This is a genomic window from Bacillus ndiopicus (assembly GCF_000612805.1).
Taxonomy (GTDB): Bacteria; Bacillota; Bacilli; order Bacillales_A; family Planococcaceae; genus Metasolibacillus; species Metasolibacillus ndiopicus.
Genome location: NZ_HG964406.1, coordinates 334,730 through 347,619, shown reverse-complemented (window position 1 = coordinate 347,619; position 12,890 = coordinate 334,730). Strand labels below are relative to the sequence as shown.

Genomic DNA, 12,890 nt, shown 5'->3' with positions numbered 1-12,890 from the left:
CATTTCTGTTATACAATATGAGCGTAATTGATATAGAAACGAGAGGATATTATGGGTAGTTTATTTGGACTATTAGTTTTATTAGCAGGTGTAGGGGCAATTGTAGGGGCCGCGACAAACTATATGGCGATTAAAATGTTGTTTCGTCCATACAAGCCAATTTACTTTATGCGTTGGCGTTTACCACTAACGCCAGGGCTTATTCCAAAAAGACGTGATGTATTAGCGATTCAATTAGGGAAAACAGTAGCGGATTTTTTATTAACACCTGATACGATTAAAAAGAAATTTTTATCACAAGATGTACGCAATAATGTACTTGACTTTGCTCGACAAAAAGTAACGTCAGAGGTGTTTACGCAGGAGAAAACGATTCATGATTGGCTAAGGCTAGCAAATTTGCAGCACACCCCTGCTATTTTAGAGCAAAAAGTAGATGCCGTAATTGCTAATCAGTTTACATCTGTAAAAAATACGCTAGCAACAAAAACGATTCAGCAGTTAATGCCAGAAGATCTAGAGCCTATTTTAGATAAAAAAATTGGCGATGCTGTGGATCAAATTTTAGATAAGGGCGTAGCATATTTTCAATCACCTGAAGGGGCAAGAACTATTAAAAACTTGCTTGATGATTTTTTAAGCTCAAAGGGCTCATTCGGTGGTATGATTCAAATGTTTATGGGCGATTCGATGTCGCTCGTTGAAAAAGTACAACGCGAGCTTATACGTTTCCTACAAGCACCTGGGACGAGTGCCTTGCTTTATCGCATTTTCTCAGCTGAATGGGAAAAAATTAAACAGCGCCCTGCAATGGACTTTATGAAAGACATAAACTTTGATACGATTGAACAGAGCATTCAAGCATATGCGAAAAAGCAGCTTGCTATTGAAGCGCGTTTAGAGAAAACGATTCATGACTATTGGCCACAAGGGCAGGCTTGGGTTAATGACGAGCTACTACCAAAAGTGATGGATAAAGCATTTATAGCAGCAGAAGGCAAAATCGAGGATGTGTTAAAACGCTTAAACTTAGCAGAAGTTGTGCGTCAGCAAGTTGACTCATTCCCAATTGCAAAGCTTGAAGAGCTTGTACTAGGCATAATTAGCAGTGAGCTGCGTATGATTACATGGTTAGGTGGTATTATCGGAGGCATTGTTGGTATTGTGCAAGCAGTTATCGTCTTTATGACAAATTAAAATGGAAAGTAGGAATACGATGATTAACATTTATGATGATATTAACCGATTGGAAGCGACGTTTCGTCAAACAAATGAATTTAAATTATTGCAGGAGACTGTAGAGGCTGTGCGCAGTGATGAAGAAGCGAAAACCCTATTTACAAATTTCCGCGATATTCAAATGAAGCTACAGCAAAAGCAAATGGCTGGCGAAGAGCTATTAGAAGATGAGTTAGCATACGCGCAAAAAGCAGCACAGCTTGCGCAGCAAAACGTAAAAATTCTTGCGATGCTTGAAGCAGAAATGGGCTTAAGCCGCGTAATTGAAGAAGTAAACCGCATTTTAACTAAGCCAGTTCAATCTTTATACGACGGGCTATAATAAAAGAGGTATTTTGCACCGTAAGTTGTGTGATAACAGCGAATAGAAGTTTAGGCTGAGGGAAAGAAATTGTCTTTCCCTCAGCCTTCGTTTTTTATTCACCAAACCATGCCTTCATTAATTCTTGAAAAAGTGCGTAGTCCGTATAGACGATTTCTTTATAGTGCATCGCTTGTAAAATGGTGCTGTTAATAAATATTTCCTGATTCTTTGTGATGACTTCTAAAATTTCATCCTCGCTATGATAGTTAAATACTGTCGAATAATCTATATCTGCACGTGCATGAGCTTTTGCTGCAATTTGACCCATAATGGATGTTGTAACAAAATAATCTTCTAAATCCTTAAAGTTTTTCGGTTTAACCTTCTTTTTAAATGGTGAACGCTCCCTAATATAAAACTCTTTTCCGCCCATTGTTAAATAAGCTAAGTGCGGGTCTTCTAAATGATGCATGGCTCTTTGTGTACCTACGACGCGAGCTCCCTGATGCTCATAGTGTTCCCAAAATATTTCGTTATAAGGTAGGAAATAGGCAGGAATCGCGGTACGCACCTCCTTCATTTCTAATACTAAATCGTCTGTATGTAACTCATCTTTGCCACCTTCGACTAAAATATAGTAGCGTTTTAAGCCGATAGATGCTGTACCAGAGCCATATTTAATAGCAATGTCCTTCACTTTGTAATTAGGTAGTGCATTTACAATTGAATTATATTCGTCCACAGAGATTGGCTGTAATTCCTCGGACCATTGAAAAACATGCTGTCCGTCCTCAGTTGTTTGCGCAATTCCTTGTAAAAATTGTTCTCTTTGTTGTTTTTCTAGCTTTTTTAATATTTTTTTAATAGGACCTTTCGTATTGTCCTTTGTGAAAATTAATGTAAATGGATCATCCTTCTTTTCCTGAAATCGCTTCATTTGCCGAATATAGCTCGTTAAAAATGATTGAATCGCTGTTTCCTGTGTTGCTTGATGCAAGCCTTGCTCCTCAAGATGTAGCGCGATACTAACGCTCATCCGAACAATATCATACAAATAAGAGCCAACATAGCCTTCATCAAAATCGTTCATATCATAAACGATTGTGCCAGATTCATTTTGAAAGGCACCGAAATTATCCATATGCATATCGCCTTGAATCCAAGTTGGCTTTACTGTTGGAGTATGGAATATTGATGGAATTTTTGTTAAATCAAAATAAAATAAATAGGCGCTTCCTCTGAAAAAACGAAATGGACTTTCTAACATTTTTTCATATTTTGTACGCCGTTGTTCAACTGTTAGCTCCATGCATTGCTCATCGAATTCCTTAAAAATTGTTGTGAGAAGGTTTTTACGTAAAAATGCTCGTGTATTTTTAACGCGTTCGAATAAAACATGTTCCATTAAATTACCTCCATAATATTAGATTATAAGGAATTATAAACTATCTGGAAATTATATGTAATGATTATTTGAAAAACATCAAGCAATTTTACAAAAAAAGTGCCTGCTTTTTGGTACAATGTTAAAAGGTGTAGTATTATAATTCGGCATATACTGAATTAAAACACTGTTTTTGGCGGAGAGTACATATTTTTCTAGATTTTGCTCTGAAGCCAATGTGTAATTAAAATGCAATGAGGTAGAGAAAAAACAATGAAAACGATACACATAAATGAGCAATTTAAAGAGGATTGGAATCGTGTGTTAAACCATATCGCCAATCTTTTTTATGAGGATTCAATTATTCAATTTACACAGGATGGCGCTGATATGGCGATTGCTTTCTCACACCGCATAGACGCTGATTTTACAATCCATACCAAGGCACAGCTTGTAGTAGAGGATGAAAAATATACGAGTGATTATGCGATTAGCTATGCAACGGAAGGTACAGAAAAGGAGCAAAGCATTCGGATGAAGCGTGCGCTATCACACGTAATGCTTGATGTACTTGAGCAATACACAGGGATGACGCAGCAATGGGGAATTTTAACTGGGGTTCGTCCAACAAAGCTTTACCATAAATATCGTAAAGCAGGGATGAGTGAAGAAGAAATTTTTGCAGTGTTAAAAAAGGATTATCGCCTATCGGACGCGAAAATTTCTTTAATGAAGGAAATCGTTGCGAGGCAGCTGCAAATTATTCCGGATTTAGACGAGCTAGGGCAGGAAATTTCAGTTTATATCGGTGTACCTTTCTGTCCAACGATGTGTGCTTATTGTACCTTCCCAGCTTATGCAATTCAAAGTAATCGCAAGCAAGGACGCGTAGAAAAATTTATTGATGGCTTGCATATTGAATTACGTGAAATGGGGAAATGGTTAACAGAAAATAATATGCGCATTACATCGATTTATTGGGGTGGGGGAACGCCTACTTCGATTGAAGCCGATGAAATGGACGCACTTTATAAAACGATGTTCGAGTCGTTCCCAAACCCGCAAACGATTCGTGAAATTACGGTAGAGGCAGGACGTCCGGATACGATTACACCTGAAAAATTAGAAGTATTGAAAAAATGGGGTATTGACCGAATTTCTGTAAACCCTCAGTCGTATACGCAAGAAACATTAAAAGCAATTGGACGTCATCATACTGTACAGGAAACGATTGATAAGTTTTGGTTATCGCGTGAGCATGGCATGAATAATATTAATATGGACTTAATTATCGGCTTGCCAAATGAAGGGATTGCTGAATTTGAGCATTCATTAAATGAATCTGCAAAAATGATGCCTGAATCTCTTACTGTTCACACATTAAGCTTTAAGCGTGCATCAGAAATGACACGCAACAAAGATAAATATCGTGTAGCGGACCGGGATACAGTAAGCCAAATGATGCAAATGGCGACAGATTGGACAAAAGAGAATGGTTATGTTCCATATTATTTATACCGACAAAAAAACATTTTAGGAAATTTGGAGAATGTTGGTTATTGTAAGCCTGGCGAGGAGTCTATTTACAATATTGCTATTATGGAAGAGGTACAAACGATATTAGGTATAGGCTGTGGTGCTTCGTCGAAATTTGTGCACCCTGATACAGGAAAAATCACGCAGTTCCATAATCCTAAAGATCCTGCGGCATATATTATGACCTTTGAGGATGCAATTAAGAAAAAAATTGAAATTTTAAATGATTTATACGTAAAAGTTAGGTAAAATAGCAGGGAATAGCATGTTTACTTTATGTTATTCCCTGTTTTGTTATATTTAACTTCAATCAATTATACTTAAGCATAATTGCGTCCATACTGAATCAAGATAAAATAATTTTAAGCCATAGATTGTATTGAATAATTCCTCCGCTTTCCGTGGAGATTCAAGGAGATGCGCTGATGAATAAAGGTACATTAAAAGAGCTTGCAATAACAATTAAACATCTTCGTGCTGAGGAGCGTTACGAGGAGATCATTATATTAAGTGATGAAATTGAGAATAAATTATTCAAATTGAATGAAGTGGATGATGTACTAGAAATATTAAAACAACGAATTATGGCTTATATTTATACAGGTAGTTACGAAGAAGCATTTTCTACACTTTTTCAATTTGAGCAAATATGTAGTAGTCACCCTTCAAATGCACATTACAGCTTATACTATGGCTTAGCGGGTATTTTATACACAGTTTTAAGTCATACAGAAATGGCGAAAGAAGTAATGCACAAAGCGGAAGTAATTGCTCGCGAAAAAAGAGAATACAAGCAGCTCTGCTATACGTACTCAAACCTATCAAATCTTTATTACGATTTAAAGGATTACAAGAATGCGAAAGAATATGCAGTGAAAGCACTTGAAACTGTACCAAGTTGGGACTATGAGCAAATCGATTTATTACCAATAAAGGGGAACGCAGTCATTGCTTTTTCATATGTTGGTGATATAGAAGCAGCCAGCGATTTGTATATAAAAATGCAAGAAATCACAAGGACATATGGCAAAAATCGAGATGATCGCAACAGGGCATTATTATATAATGCTAAAATGGCGCTTGAATTTGCAAAAGGATGTATAGACCAGGCAATTGAAGCTGCGGAAAAAGCAAAGCAAATTTTTATTGGGCAGGGAGACCTTTATATGGTAAAGGTGATGCAACGTGCCCTTATTGATTATTATAAGCAAAGTAACAAAACAGAAAAGCTTGTTAGCGCACAAGAAGAATATATTGAGTTGCTTGAAAAACATGAGCAAGAAGCATACAATCGAGCGTTGTTAAAGTTCCAATTAGATGAAAAGAAACGTAAATATAAAATGGCATCTTTTATTGATCCATTGACACAAATTTATAATCGTGGTTATATGGAGCATCAAGCACCTAAGCATCTTTTAGAAGCTGCATATAATAATCATTTTGTCGGTTGTGTTATTTTTGATATCGATTATTTCAAGCAAGTAAACGATGTGTACGGTCATTTAATCGGTGATGATATTATTAAATTTGTTGCAACAAGCGCAGCCCAGCTATTTGCACAATATGATGCTATCTTTGTACGTTATGGTGGTGATGAGTTTATCGCTTGTGTACGTACTGAGGATGTGCAGCAATTTGAAGAGATTATCGAGAAGCTTCACTCATTTTTCAAAACACAATCCTTTTTAGTTAAAGGAGAGCATTTACAAATCAATATAAGCATAGGGGCTTATATGATAAATGCAACAAAAGTTGAAGATTTCACAGAGCTTTTAAAAGCCGCAGATGAAGAATTATATGTAGTCAAGCGCAATGGTCGCAATGCTTTTAAAATCGCTTTTGCGACACAGTAGAAAAGAAGAGGTTAGAAATGAAAAAGTTAGTTATTAGCATATTGGTTGTTGCCCTTTTATTAATAGGTTGTACAATTGAAATTCAACAGCCTGAGCAACAGCCGACTTCTGGCAAGGAAATGCAAGTGCATTTTATAGATGTAGGTCAAGGAGATTCCATATTTATTCAGTCACCAAATGGCAAAACGATGCTTATCGATGGAGGGGTAAAGGGGGCTGGTAAAACAGTTGTCGCCTATTTACGCGAGCAAGGAGTCCAAAAATTAGACTATGTTGTTGCTACACATCCTGATGCAGACCATATAGGTGGCTTAATTGCTGTGTTAAACTCTATAGCGATCGGTCATTTTATCGATTCTGGGAAAGTGCATACATCACAAACGTTAGAGGAAATGCTAACGTTGGTTTCGGACAAAAATATCGCATATAGCGTACCAGAAAAAGGCGATGTAATTGATTTTGACAAAGAATTGAAAACGGAAGTCGTTTATGCGAACGAAAATGCTTCAGACAATAACGATGCATCAATCGTTTTAAAAATTACATATGGTGAAGTATCATTTTTATTAACAGGTGATGCAGGTATTAATATTGAAAAGCAAATATTAAAGGAAAATATGAATGCGACAGTGTTAAAGGCTGGACATCACGGCTCAAACACTAGCAGTTCTTTAGAATTTTTGCAGGCATTGCGCCCAGAGGCTGTAGTGTTAAGCTATGGACAGGATAATAAATATGGACATCCACATGCTGAGGTAATCGAAAATGCGCTTGCAGTTAAAAGTAAAATTTATGGTACAGCCGAAGCTGGAACGATTGTTTTTTCAACTAATGGGACAAGCTATAGTACAACAGCTGCTGAGTGGTCAGGTATTGGAGCAACAAGCTCCATTAGTGCAAAGCCAACTACTACAAAATCGAAAGCAAAAATTGAATTGATAAGTAAAGATTTAATCAATGAGATAGTTGTTCTTCAAAATACAGGGGATGAGTCTGTATCTTTGCAGGGGTGGAAGCTCATATCTGTGGAAGGGGACCAAGTATTTAATTTTCCTAATATTACGCTTCAGCCTAGCGATAAATTATCAATTACAAGCGGACCTGACGCAAAGGATAGTAGGGGCAAATTGAAATGGACTTCAAAGCAAATATGGGCAAATAGTGGGGATGCAGCGCAGCTTATAAATGCAAAGGGAGAGATTGTAAGTGAGCTTGAATAACTATACACTCGATCGCTTCGAAGGAGATTATGCAATTTTCTTAAAGCGACCAGAAGAAACAGAGCAAATAATCATCCATCGTAATGAATATAGCGAGCAACTGTCTGAAGGGGATATTGTAACGATTAGCTATCAGAATGGCGTCTATAGCATCCAACGACTTAATGAAGAAACATCTGCGCAAGAGGATAAAATTAAGCAAATGATGCGAGCGTTACGTGATAAAAGAAAATAGATGAAGCGTTAATAAATTTCATTTTACTTATATTAAAGAATAAATCATTGTCTCAAAGGTAGCGTACTAATCCACCCTTGAGACAATTTTATTTTCTTTTTTTATAAAAGAATGTTCAGAAAAATTCATAAATTAGGTCGACAGAGTATGGTAGAATAATAGAATAATACATAAGAATAGGAAGTGCCTTATGACAATTGAAACGATTATTTTTGATTTGGATGATACATTGTTATGGGATAAAAAATCAGTGCAAACAGCATTCGACCGTACATGTGCCTATGCAAGTGAGCGTTACACAGTGGATGCAGAGCAATTGGAGCAGGCGGTGCGTGAAAGTGCAAGAGCGCTTTACGAATCGTATGAAACATATGATTATACGAAGCTAATTGGCATCAATCCATTTGAAGGGCTGTGGGGTACATTTGATGACCCGACAGAGATGTTTCAAAAAATGAAATCGTTCATACCAACATACCGCGCAGAAGCATGGACACAAGGGTTAGCAAAGCTCGGCATAGAAGATAAGGCATTTGGCTTAGAGCTTGGAGAGCGCTTTGTAGCAGAGCGTAAAAAAAACCCATTTGTATATGAAGATACATTTGCCGTATTGGACGAGCTTAAGGGGAAATATCAGCTAGTCTTGTTAACAAACGGTGCACCTAGCTTGCAAAATTTAAAGTTGGAGATTACACCTGAGCTAGTGCCTTACTTCGACCAAATCATTATTTCAGGTGATTTTGGAAAAGGAAAGCCTGATGCATCGATTTTTAAATATGTTCTAGAGAAGGCAGGTACAACTGCTGATAAATCTATTATGGTCGGCGATAATTTAATGACGGATATTTTGGGATCATCGCGTGTTGGGATGCAAAATGTGTGGATTAATCGAGAGAATAAAGCATCACATGTAGAGGTAAAGCCTACATATGAAGTTGATTCGTTAACGGCATTTTTAGAGCTGATAAAGAAGCAATAAGAATTGAGTGGAAAGGCAGGGGAGTAACTGCTTTCCACTCATTTTTTTGTGAATCACATTCAAAATATTGAATTTTCCGATTTTTTAGATATAATAGAATATAGCTAATGGAGAGGAAAATGCTTATGAAAATGAACTGTTGTGAAAACTGCGGACGTGCAGCAAATATAGTGGAAATGAATAAATTATCTATAGAAGGGCATGTTGCAGAGCTTTGTGTTGCCTGTCATTATGTACTCGCGCAAGAAAGTCAACGAGCACGCTTTTTCACTTTAGTGCGTAGCAAAGATAAACAATCCTCTAATAGTGAAATGCAAAAAGTTCATCGTCAGCTATCGCTTTTGATTGGGGCAGGTATATTTGTTATTGCTTGTTTGTCAGGAGTAGCGATTGCAGATAATATGGATATACTACAAACGGCATCTGTGCAACAACAGCACTATTTAACTTTTGCAGAGCTGAATCGATATTGATGTAGAAAAACTATAATCTGAGTAGTGATTACCAATTATTAGTATATAGCTTTAGGGATTTTTTATAGAAAGCTTCTCCTTCGATACAAATTTAAAAAAAGCTAGTTGGAAATGAAAACCTTTCCAGCTAGCTTCTTCTTATTTTAGAGGAGTAATTAGCTCTGATACGGTAACAAATTCATAACCTTGCTTAGTTAAATAACTAAGAACACTATCTAAAGCATCTGCCGTTGTTTGATGAATATCATGCATTAAAATAATACTGCCATTGTACGCACCATTTTGTACAGCCTTTAGTGTTTTAGAAGGAGTGCGATGCTGCCAATCGAGTGTATCGACTGACCACATAACTAGTGGGACAGATAGCGATCCTAAAATATCTTTATTATATGCGCCATACGGTGGTCTGAATAAAGTAGGCTCTTGACCAATAATTGATTTCACTATTTTATTTGTTTCATTAATTTGTGCTTTTGCTTGATCTAACGTAATTTTTGTAAGCTTAGGATGGTTCCATGTGTGATTGCCTATCTCATGTCCGGCATCATATATTTCTTTTAACACTTTAGGACTTTTATTTACACGATGCCCTGTGATGAAAAAGGTTGCCTTGGCATCGTATTTTTGCAATGTCGCTAATATTTCCTTTGTAACAGTAGGATGTGGTCCATCATCAAAAGTTAATGCGATACGCTTTGTTTTTGTTGCAGCACCTTGGCTATATCTACCGAGCTTAGGAACTGGAATTTCCTTTAACCCCTTTTCTAGTACGTAACCTTGTATATTTTGGTCTGTCACAACATATGCCCAGCCTTGAAAATTCGTATAAATATCAACTTTCGTATTGGCAGGAATAGTAGCTATATTTTCTCCTGATTTACTAGCTATGCTACGTACAATAAGCCCATCTTGCCCCTGTACAAGCATTTTTTTTGAAGTAGGTGTTTTTAGTGCTGTTGCTATTACATAACCTGTTAAATTGCCATACTGTACGAAATACCAATTATCCTCATTTGTTGCATATGCTTGCACAACACTGTCTAGATGAAGATTGCCTAAATGCTTTGCTTGCGTTTCTGTTGTTTCTCGTACAATCGGAGGGTTTTTGGCTGTTGCGAGCATTAATGTTGACTGGGCAGATTTGAGCGTTGTAGAAGGTACATAGCCTTGCTGTCCTTTATAGTCAATATGTGCCCAGCCAGCGTTGATATTATGTAAAATAACAATTGCCTTTGGTGGCAGAGATGTGATTGGCGTAACGAAGTCATCTGATAATAAATACGTTTCCTCTACAACAGTTCGAATTGCCATTTTATCTTGCGCAGCTACTGTCTTTATATTTATAAAGGCTGCACTAACTAATAATACAGTAAGCAAACTATAAAGCCATTTCTTCATATAAAATCTCCCCTTTAAGCTAATAGAACTGTTGGAGCAGTACAAACAGTTCCTAAAAACTGAAAAATCTTTTCCACTGCTTTTTTTCAAATGTAGTGGAGTACCTTAAAACTTAGTATTTGCAGACCTTTACTAGCTGGTAAGCATTTTTGAAAGGCAGAGAAGGCTGTCAAGAACTGCAAGAAAGAATCAGCCCAAAAAATTGTATACATACAATTATATGCTACAAGTAACAAATAAGTAAAAAGGGAAGTTCGAAAAAAATCAATTACGCTGAGACGTAATTGATTTTTTCAAAAGCTAAGCAACATAAAACGGTTGCTTGAAAACATTAAAGAAAACCTGGAACTGTAAAGTAGGAAAAAAGCTTTATAGTGTAATTGCCTTTACTTCATCGATATTCTCAAGCTGTGCTACATATACTAAATCCTCTGTAGTGACACTATTATCGATTGCCAGCATCATGACCGCAGAGCCGCCAACCATATCACGACCTACTTGCATTGTTGCAATATTGATGTCTTTTTCAGCTAATTTTGTTGCTACGCGACCAATAGCACCAGGTTTATCTGTATTTTTAATGTACAGTAAATTGCCTGTTGGAATTACATCAACTACGAAGCCCTCTACTTTCACGATACGTGCACCTAAACCATTTAGTAAAGTACCAGCTACTGTATGTGTTTCATTTGCTGTTTTAATTTCTACTGTAATTAAATTTGTAAAGCCTTTTGCTGTCGTTGTTTTATGCTCGTTGATGTTCATGCCGATACGTTCGGCAAGATAACGGGCATTGACATTGTTCACATGTGTACCATGGTTTGTTGATAGTAAACCTTTAATAGCATTTGCTGTTAATGGACGTACATCAAAGTTTGCAACGTCTCCAGCATATGAAATATTTAATTCCTTAACAGTTTCATCCGCTACTTGAATAAGGAATTTTCCAAGCTTTTCAACAAGCTCAAAGAATGGCTCGATTTGCGCAAGTTTCTCTTTTGAAATTGATGGCATATTGACAGGGTTTGTGACAGTACCTGTTTTGAAAAACTTAATAATATCATTTGACACATCCACTGCAACAGATTCTTGTGCTTCTACAGTAGATGCTCCCAAATGTGGTGTAGCAATAACTTCAGGTAATGTTAAAAGTTTATGATCTGTTGCAGGCTCTGTTACGAAAACGTCTAACGCAGCACCAGCAACTTTTCTCTCTACAATCGCATCGTATAAATCATCCTCATTAATAATACCGCCGCGTGCACAGTTAATAATACGTACACCATCTTTCATAATCGCGAAGCGTTCTTTGTTAATAAGATTACGTGTTTCTGGTAATAGAGGTGTATGCACTGTTATAAAATCAGCAGCTGCACAGACTTCGTCAACAGTCCCTTTTGAAATACCTAGCTCCTGTGCGCGCTCCTCTGTTAAAAATGGATCATAGGCGATGACTTGCATACGTTGCCCTTTCGCTCGATAAGCAACCTCAGCACCAATACGCCCCATACCAATAACGCCTAATATTTTGTTTTTTAGCTCAACTCCTACATACGATTTGCGATCCCAAACACCATTTTTTAATGTGTTAAATGCTTGAGGAATAAAGCGTGCAAGAGCTGTCATCATAGCAATAGTATGCTCAGCCGCTGAATTTGTATTACCGTCTGGTGCATTAACAACGATAATACCGTGCTCAGTTGCAGCAGTTAAATCGATATTATCAACACCAACACCAGCGCGACCAATTAGCTTTAACTTTTTAGCTGCTTGAATAACTTCCCGTGTTACAGTTGTTTGTGAACGCACTAATAGCACTTCAATATCCGCGATTTTTCTTATTAATTCCTCCTGAGATAAACCTGTATCCACAATGATGTTTAAATTTAATTCGGTTTCTTGTACTAGTGGATATATACCATCCTCACTTAATGGGTCTGCGATAAACACCGTAATTGCTTTTGTTGCTTTTTCTAATGTTTTTGTTGTCATTGTTTATTCTCTCCTTTTAATAAAAATCAATATAAAATAAAAAAGCCTTCCATCCCTCACATAAAAATGTAAGGGGCGAAAGGCTATAATGAACATACTTGCGCGGTACCACCCTTATTCATTGCAAAAATATTCCGGAAATTATAGTTGCAATCTTCACTATGCGTAACGAGCATGACACGGATAAGTATACTATATTTTTCCACTTATCTATTCAGGAGTGGAACTACATTCGTATTCTTCACTGATTTGCACCAACCATCAGCTCTCTTTAGAA

At 36.9% G+C, this 12,890-nt stretch carries 11 protein-coding genes and 1 other annotated feature (1 of these 12 cut by a window edge); of the genes, 8 read left to right on the top strand and 3 right to left on the bottom strand.

What is annotated here, in order from left to right; genetic code table 11:
• Positions 1-51 precede the first annotated feature (51 nt).
• Entirely contained in the window at positions 52-1,197 is a 1,146-nt protein-coding gene (locus tag TY13_RS13080; protein WP_042476743.1) for a DUF445 domain-containing protein, read from the top strand.
• Positions 1,198-1,216: 19 nt separating this feature from the next.
• Positions 1,217-1,561, top strand: a complete 345-nt coding sequence (locus tag TY13_RS13075) for a YlbF family regulator (protein WP_042476740.1) — start codon at positions 1,217-1,219, stop codon at positions 1,559-1,561.
• A gap of 94 nt (positions 1,562-1,655) precedes the next feature.
• Here TY13_RS13075 and TY13_RS13070 read toward each other — a convergent pair whose 3' ends face one another.
• On the bottom strand, positions 1,656-2,948 hold the full coding sequence (locus TY13_RS13070; protein WP_042476738.1) for a DUF2252 domain-containing protein: 1,293 nt from the start codon (positions 2,946-2,948) through the stop codon (positions 1,656-1,658).
• 252 nt (positions 2,949-3,200) lie between these two features.
• On the opposite strand from TY13_RS13070, the gene TY13_RS13065 reads away from it, so the two are divergent.
• The 6 genes from TY13_RS13065 (at position 3,201) to TY13_RS13040 (ending at position 9,223) form a co-directional block, all read left to right on the top strand.
• Complete coding sequence (locus TY13_RS13065) at positions 3,201-4,712, top strand: coproporphyrinogen III oxidase (RefSeq protein ID WP_042476736.1); 1,512 nt, start codon at positions 3,201-3,203, stop codon at positions 4,710-4,712.
• 176 nt (positions 4,713-4,888) lie between these two features.
• Positions 4,889-6,316, top strand: a complete 1,428-nt coding sequence (locus tag TY13_RS13060; RefSeq protein WP_042476733.1) for a GGDEF domain-containing protein — start codon at positions 4,889-4,891, stop codon at positions 6,314-6,316.
• A 17-nt stretch (positions 6,317-6,333) separates the two neighbouring features.
• Positions 6,334-7,536: an MBL fold metallo-hydrolase gene (locus TY13_RS13055; protein WP_042476730.1), complete on the top strand. Its 1,203-nt coding sequence runs from the start codon at positions 6,334-6,336 to the stop codon at positions 7,534-7,536.
• Positions 7,523-7,771, top strand: a complete 249-nt coding sequence (locus tag TY13_RS13050; protein ID WP_042476726.1) for a DUF3006 domain-containing protein — start codon at positions 7,523-7,525, stop codon at positions 7,769-7,771. Before TY13_RS13055 ends, TY13_RS13050 begins: the two co-directional genes overlap by 14 nt.
• Positions 7,772-7,961: 190 nt before the next feature.
• Entirely contained in the window at positions 7,962-8,750 is a 789-nt protein-coding gene (locus tag TY13_RS13045; protein WP_042476724.1) for an HAD family hydrolase, read from the top strand.
• Positions 8,751-8,875: 125 nt separating this feature from the next.
• The gene (locus tag TY13_RS13040; protein WP_154661607.1) at positions 8,876-9,223 is read left to right on the top strand and encodes a hypothetical protein; all 348 of its coding nucleotides are present in this window, start codon (positions 8,876-8,878) and stop codon (positions 9,221-9,223) included.
• Positions 9,224-9,361: 138 nt separating this feature from the next.
• On the opposite strand, the gene TY13_RS13035 is transcribed toward TY13_RS13040, so the two are convergent.
• Together TY13_RS13035 and serA are read right to left on the bottom strand one after the other, a co-directional pair.
• The gene (locus TY13_RS13035; protein ID WP_042476719.1) at positions 9,362-10,621 is read right to left on the bottom strand and encodes a polysaccharide deacetylase family protein; all 1,260 of its coding nucleotides are present in this window, start codon (positions 10,619-10,621) and stop codon (positions 9,362-9,364) included.
• 369 nt (positions 10,622-10,990) lie between these two features.
• The gene (serA, locus tag TY13_RS13030; RefSeq protein WP_042476716.1) at positions 10,991-12,613 is read right to left on the bottom strand and encodes a phosphoglycerate dehydrogenase; all 1,623 of its coding nucleotides are present in this window, start codon (positions 12,611-12,613) and stop codon (positions 10,991-10,993) included.
• A gap of 68 nt (positions 12,614-12,681) precedes the next feature.
• Positions 12,682-12,890, bottom strand: a binding site (T-box leader); it runs 36 nt beyond the window's last position.